12 protein-coding genes and 1 tRNA gene are annotated in these 18,071 nt (G+C 61.8%); 1 reads left to right on the forward strand and 12 read right to left on the reverse strand.

Annotated elements, in window-relative coordinates; all coding sequences use genetic code 11:
• Window positions 1-46: 46 nt before the first annotated feature.
• The 10 genes from AC1AYP_RS04400 to AC1AYP_RS04445 all read right to left on the reverse strand — a co-directional run bounded on the left by AC1AYP_RS04400 (window position 47) and on the right by AC1AYP_RS04445 (window position 15,583).
• Window positions 47-2,029, reverse strand: coding sequence for a glycoside hydrolase family 3 protein (locus AC1AYP_RS04400; RefSeq protein WP_476546865.1), 1,983 nt, complete (start codon window positions 2,027-2,029; stop codon window positions 47-49).
• Between the two features lie 131 nt (window positions 2,030-2,160).
• Window positions 2,161-7,614, reverse strand: coding sequence for a carbohydrate-binding protein (locus tag AC1AYP_RS04405; RefSeq protein ID WP_476546867.1), 5,454 nt, complete (start codon window positions 7,612-7,614; stop codon window positions 2,161-2,163).
• Between the two features lie 391 nt (window positions 7,615-8,005).
• Complete coding sequence (locus AC1AYP_RS04410) at window positions 8,006-8,953, reverse strand: ROK family glucokinase (RefSeq protein ID WP_476502137.1); 948 nt, start codon at window positions 8,951-8,953, stop codon at window positions 8,006-8,008.
• Window positions 8,954-9,001: 48 nt separating this feature from the next.
• A complete protein-coding gene (gene ptsP / locus AC1AYP_RS04415; RefSeq protein ID WP_476546868.1) occupies window positions 9,002-10,627 on the reverse strand; it encodes a phosphoenolpyruvate--protein phosphotransferase in 1,626 nt (541 codons plus the stop codon).
• Complete coding sequence (locus AC1AYP_RS04420) at window positions 10,627-10,887, reverse strand: HPr family phosphocarrier protein (protein ID WP_100513134.1); 261 nt, start codon at window positions 10,885-10,887, stop codon at window positions 10,627-10,629. Before AC1AYP_RS04420 ends, ptsP begins: the two co-directional genes overlap by 1 nt.
• 60 nt (window positions 10,888-10,947) lie before the next feature.
• The gene (locus AC1AYP_RS04425; protein WP_476502135.1) at window positions 10,948-12,384 is read right to left on the reverse strand and encodes a 6-phospho-beta-glucosidase; all 1,437 of its coding nucleotides are present in this window, start codon (window positions 12,382-12,384) and stop codon (window positions 10,948-10,950) included.
• Window positions 12,385-12,416: 32 nt separating this feature from the next.
• Window positions 12,417-12,743 carry a PTS sugar transporter subunit IIA gene (locus AC1AYP_RS04430; RefSeq protein WP_033889656.1) on the reverse strand — a complete coding sequence of 109 codons (327 nt, stop codon included), beginning with the start codon at window positions 12,741-12,743 and terminating at the stop codon, window positions 12,417-12,419.
• Between the two features lie 57 nt (window positions 12,744-12,800).
• Window positions 12,801-13,103, reverse strand: a complete 303-nt coding sequence (locus AC1AYP_RS04435) for a PTS sugar transporter subunit IIB (RefSeq protein WP_476546870.1) — start codon at window positions 13,101-13,103, stop codon at window positions 12,801-12,803.
• 169 nt (window positions 13,104-13,272) lie between these two features.
• Window positions 13,273-14,634, reverse strand: coding sequence for a PTS sugar transporter subunit IIC (locus AC1AYP_RS04440; protein ID WP_051922756.1), 1,362 nt, complete (start codon window positions 14,632-14,634; stop codon window positions 13,273-13,275).
• A gap of 250 nt (window positions 14,635-14,884) precedes the next feature.
• Window positions 14,885-15,583 (reverse strand): GntR family transcriptional regulator, encoded by a 699-nt coding sequence (locus tag AC1AYP_RS04445; RefSeq protein ID WP_476532792.1) that lies wholly within the window; start codon window positions 15,581-15,583, stop codon window positions 14,885-14,887.
• 199 nt (window positions 15,584-15,782) lie between these two features.
• On the opposite strand from AC1AYP_RS04445, the gene AC1AYP_RS04450 reads away from it, so the two are divergent.
• Window positions 15,783-16,598 carry an HAD family hydrolase gene (locus tag AC1AYP_RS04450; protein WP_476546872.1) on the forward strand — a complete coding sequence of 272 codons (816 nt, stop codon included), beginning with the start codon at window positions 15,783-15,785 and terminating at the stop codon, window positions 16,596-16,598.
• A gap of 237 nt (window positions 16,599-16,835) precedes the next feature.
• On the opposite strand, the gene AC1AYP_RS04455 is transcribed toward AC1AYP_RS04450, so the two are convergent.
• Window positions 16,836-16,915, reverse strand: a tRNA-Leu gene (locus AC1AYP_RS04455).
• A gap of 87 nt (window positions 16,916-17,002) precedes the next feature.
• On the reverse strand, window positions 17,003-18,001 hold the full coding sequence (locus tag AC1AYP_RS04460) for a Ppx/GppA phosphatase family protein (RefSeq protein WP_476546874.1): 999 nt from the start codon (window positions 17,999-18,001) through the stop codon (window positions 17,003-17,005).
• Between the last annotated feature and the right edge of the window lie 70 nt (window positions 18,002-18,071).

Here is an 18,071-nt window from a genome sequence, read left to right on the forward strand (position 1 = left end):
GCCCGCCCACTTGGCACGGGCACTTCCAACCAGTTTCCTTCGCGGACTAGTTCACTTGGCTCTTGACCAGCCCGGTTCCGTACGGGAACAGCACCGCGTTGGAATCGATATATTTCTTGGCGATGTTGTTGGCGTCTTTCGGCCAGGTAGTCGTCAGGTGCCCGCTGAAGTCCCGATCTGCGGACAGCAGCACATCGGCCACGCCCTCTCCTTCGGAACCGGGGAACCCGGCCATGACCACCGCATCCACCTGCTTGAGCTGGTCGGTGATGGTCAGTGCTCGGCCCGTGGTCAGTATCAGGACGATGGGCAGGTTCGGATGCGTTTTGCGGATGCTGGAGATCGTATTGATATCCTTCTGCTGCAATGTCAGTTGATTCGCGGTGCGGTCGCCGGCGTATTCCGCGTATGGGCTCTCCCCGGCGACGACGATGGCCGCATCATAGTTTCCGGTGAATGAACCGTCTTCCTTGAGATCGACGGTTTGTCCGTTCTCTTTGCCGGCCGTCTTGAGGCCCTCATAGATGGTGGTGCCGCTGGTGATGTCGCCAGCCGACCCCTGCCAGGTGATCGTCCATCCACCGGACTGCATGCCGATGTCGTTGGCGGACGACCCCGCCACGACGATGCGCTTCATGGACGGCAAGTCGTTCATCAACGTGGAGCCATCATCGGTCGACCTGTTCTTGAGTAGCGTCAATGATTGCGCGACGGCCTCGCGGGCCACGGCGCGATGTGCCTCGCCGCCGAATTGCGCTAGCAGTTCCTTATTTGAGTAGGCCAGCTGTGGGTTCTCCAGCAGACCCATCTCATCCTTCACGTTGAGGATACGGGTCACCGCATCATCGACGCGCGCCATGGCGATATCCCCGGAGTTCACGCCGTCGATGACGGCCTGGCGTGCCGCGATCCACTTGGGTTGGATTCCCTCGTGTTCGTCCACCATGAGCATGTCTACGCCGGCGTTCACGGCCTTCGCCACTTTCTGGGCGTAGTTCAGGTTGCCCTCGATCTGGTCGATGCCGTTGTAGTCGGTTATGACGATGCCGGTGAATCCGAGTCCTCGTTTCAACACGTTGGTGAGCAGGTCGGCGTTGCCGTGGCATTTTACACCGCCGATGGAGTTATAGGAGACCATCACCGATCTCACGTTCGCGTCCTGGACGGCCGCCCGGTAGGGTACCAGCAGTTCGCTGTCGAGAATCTTCCGGAATGCTTCGCTGTTGTAGTCGAGAGGCACGTCACCTTGGTTGACGCCGTCTTTGGTGATGCCCTCGCCGATGAAATGCTTCGCGGTGGCGATGGCGGAGTCCGAGCCGGCCAGCCCGCTGCCGCTTTCGCCCGCCTGCGAGCCTTCGATATAGGCGGCGCCGAGTTTGGCCGAGAGATCTGCGTTCTCGCCGTATGCCTCATAGGTGCGGCCCCATCGTTCGTTTTTGGGCAGTCCCAGCGTGGGCGTGAATACCCAGTTGGAGCCGGTGGCTCGTACCTCGCTTGCCGTGATCGCTCCGATCTGCTTCACGAGTTCGGCGTTTCCGGTTTGGCCGAGGTTGACGTTGTGCGGGAACAGTGTGGCGTCGGCGACGTTGTTGTGGCCGTGTACCGCGTCCACGCCGTACAGCAGCGGGATGCCGGTCTCGTTGATGACGGCGTGCTGGTAGGAATCGGCGCGGTTCGCCCAATCGGATGCGCTGTTGCCTGATTCCGGGGCGGCACCGCCGCCGCTCAGTATGGAGCCGATATGGTATTCAGCGGCCTGCTGCGGCGTGATGTGCCGGGTGTCCGGCTGCATCATCTGACCGACTTTATCTTCCAAGGACATCGAGGCCAGTAATCGTGCGACGCGATCGTTCCGGGCGGTCACCATGGTGGCGGCTGGTTCCGTATGTGAAGATGCGGGTTTCCGATGCGGGTTTCCGTCGTCGTTTGCCGAGGCCATCGGCACTGCGGCAAACACCAGTGATGCTGAGATCGCCATCGAAAGCAATGTGGTCGCCACTGCATTGCGGCGTCGAATACGGTTGTGCATGGTCGTTCCTTGTTCCTTATTCATAGAACGTTTGGATATTCATATTGAGGTTGGATGCGGCTCATGGCCGCGGCTGAAGGGAACGCCCGGAGACCTGTATTCTTACAGGTCTCCGGGCGCCCGTTTCCCTATCAGCGACGGCGGCTGCGGGCGCGCTTGGCGAGCAGAAGCGTCACGTCACCGCAAACGAGTGCGAGGGCGACGGCCAAGGCGACACCGATGGCCGCGCCAGTCTTGCTCAGCGCTGTGTTCGTCTTGCGATCCGAGGACGCACCGTTGCCGCTGGACGGAATGACTTCCTGTTTCAGCCCGTCGATGGCCTGTTGGAGGGCGGATTTTGCCGCCTCGATCTGTTCCTTTGTGGCGTTATCCGAGTCAAGGATGGACTTCGCGGCGGCGATGGCCTTATCGAGGTTCGTCTTTGACGCGGCGGTGAAACGCTTGCCGTCATCTGGCTTCAGCGATTCGGCCTTTTCGACCAGTGCTTCGAGCGCGGACTTGTCGACGGTCGGCTTGGTGGGCTTGTCCTCCTCCTTCAGTCCGTCGAGCGCGGACTGCAATACCCGTGCCGCGTCGTCCACGGTCTGCTGGGCGGCCGTGCCGTCGGCGGAGACTTTGAGCGCGTTGGATAGTGCTTCATCCAGCGCGGCCTTCGATTCGGCGGTGAACTGCTTGCCGTCGGCGGGCTTACGGTTCTGGGCCTGTTCGATCAGCTTGTTGAGCTGGGTCTTGTCCACTGTCGGCGGCATGGGTTGGTCTGCGCTTTGGAGCGTGAGATTGGCGTACCGGTAGTTGACCGCGCCTCCCCTGGCCACGATGCGGAGCAGATGTTCGCCTTCGGTGAGCGGGACCTTCTTCAATGCGGTGGTGGCGTAGCTGTCCCAACCGTATTGGGGTACGTCCAGCGCGGCCAGCTCGGTGCTTTTGCCGTCCGCTGCGACCTCTTCAATCACGGCCGATGCGTTCTGGTCGTTGGTGGCGGCGTTGAGGCTGAACTGGTAGGTTCCACCCTGCTTGGCGTTGATGGAGAACTCTTGGTAGGAATTTTCCTCGCCCCATCCGACGTTACGCGTGTTGCCGGTTCCTTGCAGACCCCAGGCCTTGTCGTCGGAGCCGCCAATGATCGCATCGGTGGCGAGTCTCACCTGGCCGGAGGTTCCGGTTGCAGTGCCGACGTCCGTGGCATGGACTTTGGTGAGTCGCAGATCCCAGATGCTGGCGTCATCGGCGGTCAGTGCCACGCGCAGCGTCTGCTCGCCTGCGGCGAGGCGGATCCGCGTACGTCTTTCTCCGGTGTTCGCCACATCCCAGGTGTTCGGCAAGCTCACCGATACCGATTCCAATCCGGAGCCGGAGATCCTGATCGCGTTCGGCACGGCTTTGGCGTTCACCCAAAAGCCGTAGGTCAGCGTATAGTCGCCTTCCTCGGCGACGTTCAGCGTGTATTCCGCATAGTTGCCGTTCTTCTGGTTGTTGCTGAGGCTGCCGTTGGAGTCGGAGGCCTTGTCTTCGTTCAGGGAGACGGTGTCACCACCGACGGCGATGGGCGTTATCGCCTTGGACAGGGTGAGCTTCAGGCTGCGGTAGTTGAGACTGGTCCCCTTGGTGAGCACGCGGATGCGGTGTTCGCCCTGGGTCAGCTGCACGGTGGCGGTCTGCGTCTTGTAATTGTCCCAGCCGGTGTTCGGCACGTTGAGCTGCGTTAGATCGGTCGCCGTGGAGCCATCGACTGTTTGTATGTGTGCAACGGCGCCGTCGGATCCGGTGGCCGCGTCGAGGGTGACGACGTACGTGCCGGTCTTGGCGACGTCCACCAGGTAATCCTGATAGGAGTCGGCCTCGCCCCATCCGATGTTGCTCGGGTTGGAGCCTTGGATGGCCCATGCCTTGTCAGTGGAACCGTTGATGACATTTGAGGGTGCCAGTGTAGCCGGGGAATCGGCGTTCGTCTTCACTGCGTTCGCTTTGGCGATGCGGATGTTCCATAGGCTCGCGCCCTCGGCGTTGAGCTCGAAGCGCAGCGTCTGTCCGCCCGCCTTGAGGTGCAGGCCCGTTTTGTATTCGCCGGTGCCGTTGTACATGTTCGGCAGCGAGATGCTGGCGAGGTTGTCGGTGGCGAAACCGGTGCCGCCGGAGAGTTTGATGGCGTTCGGTACGGCGCCGTTGTCCCATACGCCGAAGGTGATGGTGTAGTCGCCTTCCTCGGTCACGTTCAGGTAGTAGTCCTGATAGTCGCCCTTTTTCTGGTTGTCGCTCAGCGATTCGACGCCGCGATATGGTCTGGCGTTCTCGCCGCCAAGCGTCACCTCCTGATCGCCAACCGTGATGCCGGCGGGCATGTCGTTGGTGCCGTTGAAGGTCAGGTCGGCGGACAAAGCGCCTTGGCCGTCGCTGTCGTCGTATCCGTTCGCCGCGACCGTCAAGCTGCCGGAGGTGCCGCCGTACAGCGTTTTCCCGGTCCAGTCGAGGGTCAGGGTGATGGTGTGGGCGTCTTTGCGTTCGGCTTTTGTCAGCGTCGCGTATGCGGCGATATCGCCGGTGAGCGAGACCACACCGTCGTCGGCGACGTGGTCGTTGAAGGTGCCTCCCGTGATGGTCACGTCCACGGATTTGGCCTGGTAACCGATCTCGCCTGCGGAGAGCGATTCGGGATCGTTCACTGCGGTGAACGTGACCGGCGCACTGATTGCGGTGCCTGCCGTACCGGAGTACTGGCTGGCATCCACGTTCAGCGTGGCGGTCATGTCGCTATCGAAGTCGACGTCCGATTCCGTAGTGAAGGTGACGCGCGCCGTGGTGTCGTTTACGCGATCGACGGTGTATGCGATGCCGTGGGGCGCGTCGTCGAACGTCCATTTCGCGGGATCAAACGTCTGGACGAATTGGCCGTCGGCCAGTGCAAGGGTAACGCTTTTGCCGGTGAGCGATCCTTCGGTCAGCTGCTCCCGTTCGGCCGTGATGGCGTTGCCGATGACCATCGCCGAGAACGATTGCGCGGCGTGGTCGAGCTTGATGCGCAGGGTGGCGGTTCCCTTGGCGAGCTGGACAGCGGCCTTTGTTCCGTAGGCGTAGTCGCCGAGCTTGGTCTCTGTGCCATTGCCGTCCACGGAGTACAGGCTCACGTCGGCCGTGTTGGTGTCGGCTACGGTACGTACATGCTTGGTGGCCATATCCGTGGTTGTGGCGACGTATGCGGATTCGTGAACGGTGGAGCCGTTGTCGCGCGACGGTTCTTCAGACTCATCGCCCGTGTTCGGCTCGGTGGGATTGGCGGCGTTGCCGTCTTTCTGGTTCGTGCCGTTCTTCGATGAATCCTCATCAGGCGTTCCGTCACCGGGTTCTTGCCGGGTGGAATCGCCGCCTGTCTCGGTCTTGGAGTCCGCGCCGGCATCGCCCGCATCGGGGACGGCTTCTGCATCGTTCCCTGAAACGTTCGCGCCGGTGCCGCTGACCATGACGTCATAGGTGCCGGTCTTCTGCACGTTCACTGCGTAATCGAGATGATCGCCGTCGGCTATCGCGACAGCCTTGCCGTCGGCGATGCGTACTCCGTCACGATCGGTGTAGTTCGTCGCGTCGAGTCGTCCGGGAATGCCTACGGTGTCCTGTGTCTTGGTGAAGGCGATGCCGGCATAGTTCACGCCGCCTTCGGGGAAGGCCACACGTAGGATCTGGATGCCTTTGCCGAGTGTCACCGTGGTCTGGGCGGTGGAGGTGACGGCGTTGTCGGACGAGTAGTGTGCCGTGCCGAGTTCGTTGCCTCCGGAGGACAGCGTGACTGGCGTGTTGCGTGTCGAACCGCTCGCGGCGGAGAGGGCGTACGTCACCTTGTACGTGCCGGCTCTGCGAACGTTCACCAAGTATTCCACGGTGCTGGTTTTGTCGAGCCCGGTGATGGCGGTGTCATTTTTGGTGCCGGCGCCGTCGAGGGTGGCGTCGGCCAAGGTCAGGGCGGCGGTCACGTCCTTCACTTTGGTCTGGTCGATGGGCTGCCACCGGTAGGTGGCGACGTTCTTGGCTGGCACGCTGGACACGAACTGTGCACCATTGTTGACGACCTTGAATTTCTGTTCTTTGTCGGTTCGATTGACGACCACCATGGAGACCTCACCGGTCTTGGGGTTCTTGAACGCCACATTGGTGAGCGTGTCCGGGGAGCCGGCGGTGCTGTCCACACGTACGTCGCCCGGACGAATGTACCGGCTGAACTGGCTGATGAGGTTCACTTCAGGCGTGTTGACCACGTCATCGGGGTTCTTCGCGTTCTGCACGAAGGTGGTGGGATCGGGAGTGCCGACCCAGTGGTGGGTCTTGCCTTCGCTGTCGAGCATGGAGACCCAGCTGTTGTAGCTCTGAGAGCCGTTGCGGAACCAGTCGATCATCCAGTTCGCTCCGGTGGTGCCCCACCAAGAGCGTTCGGTCAGGTGGATGGACTTGTCCGGGTTGGCTTGGCTGAGTGCGCCCATCGTGCTGGGGTTGCCGCCGTAAGGATGGAAGGCGATACCGTCCACGTTGGCCCAGTCCTCGGGGCTTTGCTTCATTTCGCTTACGTAGGCGTCGGCACCGTCGAAGTTGTGGTCGAACGCCCAGACCTGAACCTGTTTCTCAGCATCATTCAACACGGTGCTGGCCGCAAGCTGTCTTTTGATGGCGGTGGCGAGCTTGGCTTCCTGCGTGCCGGTCATATGGCAACTCGGATAATCGATTTCCAGCAAGGGCTCGTTCTGCAATGTGAGTGCGGAGACTGGGATGCCTTCCTTCTGGTATTCCTCGATGTAGCGCACCAGGTACTTGGCGTAGTCGTCGATATGTTCGCTGTTGAAATCACCTCCCTTGAGCAGCAGATTATTGTCCGCATAGGATGCGCTGGAGCTGGTCGGGGTCTTCATCCACCCTGGCGGGCTCCACGGTGAGGCGAAGAAGCTGATGTCGACGCCGAGGTTCTTGGCTTCGGATTGGAGCGCATGCACGAAGTCGATGATGTGTTCGTCGCGGTCCTTCTGAATGCTGAATCCGGTCACACCGTCGCCGTCCCAGTTGGGTTCCGCGCCGTTCAATGTGGCATTCGGGGCATCGTAGTAGGTGTAGAAGTCTTTGTCGGTGAAGTCGGCGGCTCCGATAGTCAGGCGGAACGAGGTCAGTCCCATGCCGTTGACCGGGTCAAGCAGCGTCCTGATGAATTCGGCGCGTTTGGATTCACTCATTTTCCACCAGTTGCCCACAGTGGAGCCATCCACGGAGGTACCGATACCAGTGATGGTCTGGTAGGTTTTCGTGTCATCCACTGAGATGTCGGTGATGTTCTCATCGGTGGTGTCGGTGACGTTGGTCAGGTCGATGGCGTCCTTGGCCGATACCGCGTTGCTGACTGTCCAGTTGGGTTTGGATGCGTTCTTATCCGTCAGGTTCCAGAACCAGCCTGACTCCTGCGAGTGTTCCGTCGAGGACATCGTGACCTGGACTCCGCTGTTGCGGATGACGGTGCCAGTATCGGCCGCCGACGCGGCATTCATTGGGACCAGCATGGTCATCGAGACCGTAAGTCCCGTCAATGCGAGGCCGATTCGCCTTCGTTGTTTCATCATTCTCCTTCGAACTTCCTGTTTTCCATTGCGAGTCATCGAACACGTCGTCGTTGAAACACTCCAATGTGTGGATACGCTTCACCGCCTCACCATGACACGCATTTCATGCGCATGAAATTAAAACATTCGCATGAATACCGCCATCCTATCGCAAAGCAATCAGAATGTCAAAATTCATTCGAATGAAATTTGGGCGGATGTCGCGCAAGCGACTGACAATATTTCACAGCAGGCACTGCAGTTGCGCGGTCGTTTGCGTCGCGGAATGCCAAGCACCGACAATACAGGTCACGAGTACAACAACCGTCGTGGCTGCGGATATGAAGACGGCCGGTACTCCACGCTTATCGTAGAGTACCGGCCGAAAACGGTTCCCGTGAGTATTGGTCATCTAGTCGACTCTCGCCAGATCGGCAGCTCCGATAATGCCTGCCTTGCCGCCGGCCTTGGCTTCCAGGATGTTGGCGTGCTGGCGGTACATGCTGGCCTGTAGGTATCGGTTGAATGCGGTGCTGGCGGGGCCGAGCAGCATGCTGCCGACCTCAGCCACACCTCCGCCGATGACGAAGGTGTCGGGATCCAGTACGGCGGACAGATTGGCCATGAGCCGGCCGAGCCAGTCGCCTAGGCGTTCGAACGCTTCGGTGGCGGTGGGGTCCCCCTGTTGGGCGGCGTCACGCACCATGGGGCCTATAAGTTTACTGCGGTCGTATTCGCATGTTTCGAGCAGGTGCTGTGACTGGTTGGGTTGGCGTCTGGCGGCCGACCATGCGAACCGTTCCAACGCCGAACCGGAGGCGTATTGCTCCGCGCAGCCGAACAGGCCGCATCCGCAGGCCTCGCCATCGGGGACCATGACCATGTGGCCGATCTCGCCGGCCATGCCGAACGCGCCCCTGGCCAGATGGCCGTCGACGATGATGGCTCCGCCGACACCGGTGCCCACGGTGATCATGATCATGTCCCGGGAGTCACAGCCGGCGCCGAAGCGGTATTCACCCCATCCGGCGGCGTTGGCGTCGTTCTCGACAACCACCTTGACCCCGTTCCCGATCAGATCTTCGATGGCGTCGGCGAGCGGGTACTGGTTCCATGCCGGCAGGTTCGCCGCGAAGCTGACGGTGCGTCGGTCGGATGCCACGTTGCCGGCGGCCGAAATACCGATGGCCTTGATGTCGCCCTCTTTTTTGCACTGTTGGTAGATGTCGGCCACGACGGCGTTGATGTCGGCGGCGTCCTCCGGTGTGGGCACACGCTGCAGGCAGCGGATGTTGCCTTCCTCGTCGCAGATGCCTCCGGCGATCTTTGTGCCGCCGATATCAATGCCGAGCGTTTCCATGGCTGATTTTCCTTGCTGTCGAAATAGTTGTTGAAAGCTAACCGCCACTCAGTGGTTGCGGATGGCGTTGCGCAGGGGCAGGACGCTGGTGGGCGAGACGGACAGTTCGTCGAGTCCGATTTCGAGGAACGTGTCGGTCAGTTCCAGGTCTGCGCCGAGCTCGCCGCAGATGCCGCACCAGATGTCATGGCGATGCGCGGCCTCGGTGGCCATGCGGATCATGCGCAGCACGGCGGGCGAGTGCGGGTCTGCGAAGCGTCCGAGGTTCGGGTTCTGCCGGTCGCAGGCCAGCGTGTACTGGGTCAGGTCGTTGGTGCCGATGGAGAAGAAGTCGACTTCGGCGGCCAGTTCGTCGGCCATGATGACCGAGGCGGGCGTCTCGATCATGATGCCGACCTGGATGTGTTCGTTGAAGTCGATGTGCCCGCCGCGCAGCTCGCTCTTGACCTCGTCGAGGATCTTCTTGGCGTCGCGCACCTCCTGGACCGAGGTGATCATGGGCAGCATGATGGCGATGTTGCCGTACACGGAGGCGCGCAGCAGGGCGCGCAATTGCACCTTGAAGATCTCCGGACGGGTCAGGCAGATGCGGATGGCGCGGTAGCCGAGGGCGGGGTTGTCCTCGTGCTCTAGGTTGAAGTAGCCGACCTGCTTGTCCGCGCCGATGTCGAGCGTGCGGATGACGACCAGACGGTCGCCCATCTTCTGCGCGACTTCCTTGTAGGCTTCGAACTGGAATTCCTCGGTCGGGTAGTCCTCGCTCTCCAGGTACAGGAACTCGCTGCGGAACAGGCCGATACCCTCGGCGTCGTTGGCCAGTACGGCGGTCACGTCCGAGGGGCGGCCGATGTTGGCGTACAGGCGCACCTGCTGGCCGGACTTGGTCTCGGTGGGCTTGCCCTTGAGCTCCTGCAGCAGGCGCAGGTGTTCCTCGTACTTGGCCTTCTTGCCTTGGTATTCGGCCAGCGTGGCCTCGTCCGGGTCGACGAACGCCAAGCCGCTGGTGCCGTCGATCACGGCGGTGTGGCCGTCGTCGTCCGGGTCGAAGGCGTCGCCGATGCCGATGATGGCGGGCAGGCCCATCGTGCGGGCCAGGATCGCGGTGTGCGAGTTCGCGGAACCCTTGGCGGTCACGAAGCCCAGCACCTTGGCGCGGTCGAGCTGCACGGTTTCGCTGGGGGCCAGGTCCTCGGCGAGGATGATGTGACTGTCGCCGTCGCCGTCCTGCGCTCCGCCGCCGCGTTTGCCTTCGAGTACGTTGATCACGCGGCGGGAGACGTCCTTGACGTCGGCGGCGCGCGCCTGCATGTAGGAGTTGTCCATTGCTGCGAACATGGCGGCGAACTGTTCGGCGGTGCTGTTGACCGCGAACTCGGCGTTCACCTTGCTCGATGTGATCAGGTCCTCGATGCTTTCCACGTAGTCCGGGTCCTGGAGCATGAGCTGGTGGGTGTCGAACAGTTCGGCCTTGCCTTCGCCGAACTCGGCGGCTGTCTTGTCACGGAGCTGCTTGAGCTGGTTGACGGCCGTATCACGGGCCGCACGGAAGCGTTCCACCTCGGCCTTCGGGTCGTCGACCACGCGGCGTTCCACGGCGTGGTCGGCGGTGTCGAGCACGCGGATCGCGCCGATGGCGATGCCGGCGGAGACTCCAACGCCTTGTATCGTTCTCATCACAGGTTCTCCTTGAGGAACTGCTCGAATTCGGCGGCGGCCTTGACCTCGTCGTTGCCCTGCACCTTGACGGTGACCTCGTCGCCCTGCTTGACGCCGAGTCCCATGACGCCGAAGATGCGTTTGGCGTCCACGGATTTTCCGTCGCGGGTGACGATGATGCTCGACTGGTATTCCTGGGCCTTGGCGACCAGCAGGCCTGCGGGGCGGGCGTGCATGCCCTCGGGGTCGGATACGGTGAACGTGAATTCCTGAGACATGATGATTCCTTTATGCGTTTGATGTGTTGCGCTTGAAGCGCCTTGTATACGTGCTGTGGTTTACAGCTGTTCGCCGTTGGTGGCGATGACCTTCTGGTACCAGCCGAAGGATTTCTTGCGGCGGCGTTCGAAGGTGCCATGGCCTTCGTCGTCGGCGTCGACGTAGATCAGCCCGTAGCGTTTCTTGAATTCGCCGGTGCCGAAGCTGACCACGTCGATGCAGCCCCACACGGTGTAGCCCATGACCTCCACGCCGTCGAGGTCGATGGCCTTGCCGACCTGTTCGATGTGGGCGCGCAGGTAGTCGATGCGGTCGTCGTCGTCGATGGTGCCATCCGGGTTGACGGTGTCGTATGCGCCGTAGCCGTTCTCCACGATGAAGATCGGCTTGCGGTAGCGTTCGTACAGGACGCTCAGCGCGTAGCGCAGGCCGACGGGGTCGATCTGCCAGCCCCATTTGGTGGCGGGGATATACGTGTTGCGCACCACGCCGGCGATGCCGGAGTCGAAGTCGCCGGGGGTGGAGTCGTCGGCGGACAGGGCCATCGACATGTAATAGCTGATGGAGATGAAGTCGACCGTGCCTTCGGCGATGACCGTCTCGTCTCCCGGCTCCATGTGAGGGGCGATGTCCTCGCGGGCCCACATGTTCCTCGCGTAGTTCGGGTATTCGCCGTTGACGTACACGTCGCCGAACACGAGCCGGTCGCGCATGGCGACTTCGGCGCGCATCACGTCGTCGGGGTTGCAGGTGGCCGGGTAGATTGGCACGATGGCCAGCATGCATCCGATCTGGAAGTCGGGGTTGATCTCATGGCCGCGCTTGACGACCAGGGCGCTGGCGACGAACTCGTTGTGCACGGCCTGCCAGACCTTGCGCTTGCGCTCGTGGATCGTGTCCGTCTCGGAGAAGCGGATGCCGGAGTCGGTGTAGGCGAAGATCGGGTTGTCGAGGTTCATCTGGTTGTTGACCTCGTTGAAGGTCAGCCAGTACTTCACCTTGGTCTTGTAGCGTTCCATGACGGTGAGCGCGAACTTGACGAACAGGTCGATGAGCCTGCGGTCGGTGAACCCTCCGTATTTGAGGCTCAGGTTCAACGGCATCTCGAAGTGGGAGAGCGTCACGACCGGTTCCATGCCCTTGGCCTTGAGGTCGTCGAACAGGTCGTCGTAGAACCTCAGACCCGCCTCGTTGGGCTCGTCCTCCTCGCCGTTAGGGAAGATGCGCGACCAGGCGATGGAGGTGCGGAAGCATTTGAAGCCCATCTCCTGGAACAGCGAGTCGTCGCCGCGGAAGCGGTGGTAGTAGTCGTTGCCCCAGTGGTTCGGGTAGATCTTGCCGGTCTCGACGCTATCGGTGATCTGCCGGGGCACGCCGTGCGCGCCCGCGGTCATCACGTCGGCGATGGATACGCCCTTGCCGTCTTCGTTCCACGCACCTTCGAGCTGGTGGGCGGCCACTGCGCCGCCCCACAGAAAGTTGCTTGGGAAACCCATGTTGTGTTCCTTTTCCTGATAGGTCCTGTGGGTCAGTTGATCTTCTTGTACAGCGCGATGAGCTCGTTGACCAGCAGTTTGACGGTCTCCGCGGCCATCATCTGGTCCTCGACGTGCGTCATGAGCAGGCTGACCTCGATCTTCTCGCCGGACGCCTCGCGCTGCACGAGGTTGGTGTGCAGGTCGTGGCCGGTCGCGAAGCTCTGGTCGCCGCTCTTGATGAGCTCGTCGGCCTTGTCGTATTTGCCGGCCTTGGCCGCCTGCAACGCCTCGATGTAGTCGGATTTGGCGCTTCCCGCGGCCGTGATCATCTGGAAGCAGAGGGTCTCCCAGTCGAAGTCCTTGTTGTCTTCTGCCATTGTTACCACCCTTGGTTCGTTCGTTTGGTTGTCGGTTGTCTGTCTGTTGGTGTCGGGTTACTTGGCGTCGGCGATGGCGATGGCGTGTTCGAGCACCTTGTCGCCGCGCACCATGCCGTAGTCCTGCGGGTTGATGGCCTCGACCGGCTTGCCGGGCAGCAGCTTCTTGACGTGGTCGAGCTCGTAGCGTACCTGCGGTCCGAGCAGCACGGCGTCGGCGTTCGCGGCCTTCTCCTCGACCTCGGAAATCGGGTAGGCGTCGATTTCGGCCTCGATGCCCTTGGCCTCGGCGGCGACGCGCATCTTCTTGACCAGCATGCTGGTGGACATTCCGGCGTTGCAGCACAGTACGATCTTCATGGTGTTTTCCTTTCAGTGGGCCCCATACCGATCGTGGGGCGGTTGGTTGTTATGGGTGTTATTTAAGTGTTGATAAGGAGGGGGCCCGGCAAGGGTGGTTGCTCGTACCGGGCTCCCATGTCATCCGACCATTGCCGATCGGAAGAGTCGGGCCGTTCGATGCGGCGTCTCAGGCCTTGGCCGCGGCGGCGGCCGTCTCGATGTCGGCGTCGTTGGCGGCCTGTTCGGCGACCCATGCCTGGTCCTGCTTCTTGACGAACGGCAGGTAGACGACCACGGAGATCACGAGGATGATGAGCTGGATGAGCGCTGCCTTCCAGCCGCCCAGCAGGAAGCCGGAGATGATCACCGGGGTGGTCCACGGCACCTGGACGGCACCGAACGGGGGCAGGAAGCCGATGTACATCGCGCCGTAGGTGATGATCATGGCGATTAGCGGGACGACGATGAACGGGATCAGGAAGAACGGGTTGAACACGATCGGCAGGCCGAAGATGACCGGCTCGTTGATGTTGAACAGGCCGGGCACGACGGACAGCTTCGACATTTCCTTCATCTGGCTGGACTTGGCCACGATCAGGCCGGCGATGAGCAGGCCGAGGGTGATGCCGGTGCCGCCGAACTTGACGAAGCAGTCGACGATCTGCGGGGTGAGGATGTGGCCGCCGTCGGCGGTGGTCACGGCCTTGCCGGCATCCATGAGGGCCTGGTTGGCCACGGAGTTGGCGGTCAGCAGCGGGGCCATGATGCCCATGACGACGTTCGGGCCGTGGATGCCGCACCAGAAGAGGATGGAGATGAGCAGGGTGATGATGATCGCGCCGGCCCAGTTGTCGGTGAGATTCTGCATCGGGGTCTGCAGGATCTTGAAGATGAGCTCGGTGAAGCTCACGCCGCCGAACAGCTGACACAGGTGGTAGATGACGGCGGAGCCGAGCACCACGAAGAAGCCGGGGATCATGGCGGAGAACGCGTTGGACACGCCTTCAGGCACGGAGTCGGGCAGTTTGATCTTGAGGTTGTGCTTCATGCACTTGACGAACACCAGGCCGGACAGCAGGCCGACGATGATGGCGGTGATCACGCCGTTGCCGCCGGTCCATGAGGTGGAGATCGCGCCGGACACGGAGGCGGTGGTGCCCTCCTTGATTGCGTCGACGGTGCTGTGGTCGATGCTCACCGAGGACGGCGAGAGGATGAAGAAGGCGACCAAGGCTAGCAGACCGGAGGAGATGCCGTCTTCCTTCTCGTTGCGCGCGTAGGCGTAGCCGATGCCGACCGCGATGATGACGGCCAAGATATTGAATGTTCCGGCGGACACCTGGCTCAGGCCGATGTTCCACTTGTCGGTCAGCAGGTGGTTCATGAAGTCCGTGTAGCCCTCGAACGGCAGGTTCGCGAGCAGCAGGAACAGCGAACCCACCAAGGTGGCCGGCATCGTGAGCACGAAGCCGTCCTTCAGAGCAGTGACCGCCTTGGTCGTCGCGAATTTCATGAAGCCGTTGAGCAGTTTGTTGCCGAACTCCTTCATTCTCGTCCTCCTTTGGACTGGTTGACGTCCCCGGGCCGGTGTCCTTGTCGCCGGTCCGATTCCTCTTGTTCAGTATCAAGTCATTCGGATGAATAGGCGTAATCCGAATGACTTGACTACAATATACGAGTTTCATTCGGCTGTGTCAAATTCATTCGAATGATTTTTGGATACGGCGTGTCGCCTCCCGAGGGAATACCGCGAGGCGGCGCCTCCCCCACCGGCGACGCCGCCTCACGCATATAAGGGACTACTTCAGGTCGGCGAAATTAAAAAACGTGGCCTTCTTATAGTGGTAGTAGACCGTGCCGGCGTTGAACATGCGGCCGCTGGCCAGATAGGCGTCGTCCTCGACCACCAGGGCGGGATCCCCCGCCGACAGGCCAAGAAGGTCGGCCCGACCATGATCCAGCTCTCGCGCGCATATCAGCTTGTCTGCAAATCCCGTACTCAGCCCCAGATCCTCGCGAATGTACGCGTAAATGGAGCCACTGGCGATCTCCTCGCTGAGATACGGCACGAACTCCTTGAGATACAGGGCGTACTCGATGGCGAACGGTTCGTCATCCAACAGACGCAGGCGCGAGACGCTATAGACTTTGGCGTCGACGGCGCACTTGAGGCGCGCGGAATCCGCGCCCGCCTCGCGCTGCTCCAGCTTGATCAGCTTGGAGGACACGGAATGGCCGGGAAACTCCGAAGTCATGCCTCTCGTGCCGTTGATATTGAGGCAGCCCTCACGCCTGTTCTCCCGGACGAACATGCCGCTGCCCTGCACCGGATACACATCACCAAGCTCGACCAACATGGCAATGGCGTTACGCACGCAGTACCGGGTCGCGCCGAACCGCTCCATGAGCTCGGGCTCGGTGGGCAGCTTTCCCGTGTCGCGGTATTTGCCCTTGTCGATCTCCACCTTGAGAATCTTCGCCAGTTCACGGTATTTCATACACCCTCCAAAATCACATCATTCAGCCGCGCCACATCGCCGCAGCACACATAATCCATATTATCGCATGACTCATATTCATTCGAATTACAGACACACCATCACCCACAATTGCATGATTCATTCGAATGAATTATTCTTAGGAAACATCATCTACAGTTCAGACGCTGATGTCGGCATTCCATAGGAGAACACGCGCATGAGCATATCCAAACTAGTATTTATTGATATCGACGGCACACTGCTGGACAGCAGCCACCGCATTCCCGAATCGGCTCGCGAGCAGTGCCGCCGAGCGCAGCAGGCCGGGCACCGGCTGTTCATCTGTTCGGGCCGTGCGGCGCTGGACATCGATCCACCGGTGCTCGAACTTGGGTTCGACGGCATCGTATCCGACGGCGGCGCATGCGCCGAGCTCGACGGTGAGACCATCATCGACGAGCGCATGCCCGCTGAATCCGTCCGCATGGCGACCTCGTTCTTCACCGCGCACGCCATGCCGTATGCCTGGCACTGCCCCGACGGCATGCACGCCACCGAATGCTACCTGCACCGGCTCGGCATCTGGCGAAAACTGCTGCGGCATCCGCAGATGCGCGACTCCTGGCACACCATCACCAACCATTCTGCCCCTCTGCCTCCAGTCCGCAAAGGAACGTTCTACGTCCCCGAGAACGGCAGTCTTACCGTGGAAGACGTGCGTCGCGAGCTCGCTGACTACGCGACCATTATCCACGGATCAATCAACGCTTCCAGCGACGACAACGGCGAGATCCTTATCCCCGGAGTAGACAAGGGCACGGCGCTCATGAAAGTCTCTCAACGGCTCGGAGTTCCACCGTCCGACACGATCGCCATCGGCGACAGCGACAACGACCTTGAGATGATACAGACTGCCGGCATCGGCGTGGCGATGGGCAACGGCACCGAAGCCGTCAAATCAGTCGCCGACATGATTGCGCCAAACGTCGACAACAACGGTCTCGCGGCGGTACTGCACCGGCTGCTCCGTTAACATGCCACCCCGCCTCAGAAGAGAATGCTCCAGGAGGGGCTGTTCGACACACTCTCCTTCATCGGCGTGAGAACACGGCCCCGAGCCATGCGCTCCGTCTTCGCTTCCTGCGCCGTGTCCCGTGCCGCTCCCGGGCCGCCACCCAGCAGCCGCATGATTCCAACGCAATCGCAACATCGCCTATCGTCGAAAATACAAAACCCGGCCCACGATATTTCGTGAAGCCGGGTGATGAAGTGCCCCCGGCGGGACTCGAACCCGCAAGCCGAAGCGATCGATTTTAAGTCGACTGCGTCTACCGATTTCGCCACGGGGGCCTGTGGTCGGCGGGAGCCGACCGTGTCATTGTACTATGCGCCGCGCCCGCGCGTCGGGATGCGGCGCACGTTGCGCGTCGCATCCCGTCACGCAGCGAGCAGGCGCCGTCCGTAGTCGAGGACGATGCCGTCGAGCAGTCCGTGCTCGCTCGCCACGTACGAGTCGATGGCCTCGCCGTGGTCGAGCCGCGCGGCCTCGCTCACCTTGGCGAGCACGCGGTTCCAGACGACGGCGCCGCCGCCCACCACGTCGATGCGTCCGGGATGGATCGTCTTGTAGACGCGGCGCTGTTCGCGCGTCATCCTGAGGAACAGGTCGTCGATGTCCGTCGCGTCGGCGATGGACAGGCGGTGGCCGTCGACGACGGAGTGGTCGTATTCCTTCAGTCCGATGGCAAGCGCGGTCATCGTGGTCACGGTGCCGGACACGCCGATGATGGTGCGCGCCTTGCCGGCGGGCACGGTGCGGAACGCCTCGTCGATATGCGCATCGATGTCCTCGACGGCCTCGGCGATCTCCTCCTCGGTGGGCGGATCGGTCCTGAGATGCCGTTCGGTCATGCGCACCGATCCGATGTTCATCGAATACGCGGCCTGCACCTGCGTGGCGGGCGCGGTCTCGCCGTCGCCGCCGATGACGAGTTCGGTGGAGCCGCCGCCCAGGTCGACGACCAGATAGGGCGGTTTGAGGTCGCCGCGGTCGACGACCGACGTGGCGCCGAGAAAGCTCAGGTCGGCCTCCTCCGTGCCCGGGATGACCTCGGGGCGCACGCCGAGGATCGACTCGATGCCGTCCTCGAACTCCTCGCGGTTCCCGGCGTCGCGCGTGGCGGAGGTGGCGACGAAGCGGATGCCGTCGACCGGATGCTCGGCGAGGATGCCGGCGAACTCGTGCGCCGCCGCGTAGGCGCGTTCCAGCGCCTCGTCGGCGAACCGGTGCGTCTTGTCGACGTCCTGGCCGAGCCGGATGACGCGCAGCTGGCGCGGCACAATCTCGGTCATGCCGTGCTCGTCGACGCGCGCGATCTTCAGTCGGATGGAATTGGTGCCGCAGTCGATTCCCGCGACGGTCACCGCCTTGCCCATGATGTTCCTTTCCTTGGCATTGAACGCCTGTCTCCTTTGGCTCCCCTTGCCAGGGGAGCTGTCCGCGAAG

The organism is Bifidobacterium sp. LH_424 (genome assembly GCF_056356895.1).

Coding starts and splice junctions, on each gene's coding strand:
- AC1AYP_RS04400 (WP_476546865.1), bottom strand. CDS start 2,029: ATGCACAACCGTATTCGACGCCGCAATGCAGTGGCGACCACATTGCTT.
- AC1AYP_RS04405 (WP_476546867.1), bottom strand. CDS start 7,614: ATGATGAAACAACGAAGGCGAATCGGCCTCGCATTGACGGGACTTACG.
- AC1AYP_RS04410 (WP_476502137.1), bottom strand. CDS start 8,953: ATGGAAACGCTCGGCATTGATATCGGCGGCACAAAGATCGCCGGAGGC.
- ptsP (WP_476546868.1), bottom strand. CDS start 10,627: ATGAGAACGATACAAGGCGTTGGAGTCTCCGCCGGCATCGCCATCGGC.
- AC1AYP_RS04420 (WP_100513134.1), bottom strand. CDS start 10,887: ATGTCTCAGGAATTCACGTTCACCGTATCCGACCCCGAGGGCATGCAC.
- AC1AYP_RS04425 (WP_476502135.1), bottom strand. CDS start 12,384: ATGGGTTTCCCAAGCAACTTTCTGTGGGGCGGCGCAGTGGCCGCCCAC.
- AC1AYP_RS04430 (WP_033889656.1), bottom strand. CDS start 12,743: ATGGCAGAAGACAACAAGGACTTCGACTGGGAGACCCTCTGCTTCCAG.
- AC1AYP_RS04435 (WP_476546870.1), bottom strand. CDS start 13,103: ATGAAGATCGTACTGTGCTGCAACGCCGGAATGTCCACCAGCATGCTG.
- AC1AYP_RS04440 (WP_051922756.1), bottom strand. CDS start 14,634: ATGAAGGAGTTCGGCAACAAACTGCTCAACGGCTTCATGAAATTCGCG.
- AC1AYP_RS04445 (WP_476532792.1), bottom strand. CDS start 15,583: ATGAAATACCGTGAACTGGCGAAGATTCTCAAGGTGGAGATCGACAAG.
- AC1AYP_RS04450 (WP_476546872.1), top strand. CDS start 15,783: ATGAGCATATCCAAACTAGTATTTATTGATATCGACGGCACACTGCTG.
- AC1AYP_RS04460 (WP_476546874.1), bottom strand. CDS start 18,001: ATGGGCAAGGCGGTGACCGTCGCGGGAATCGACTGCGGCACCAATTCC.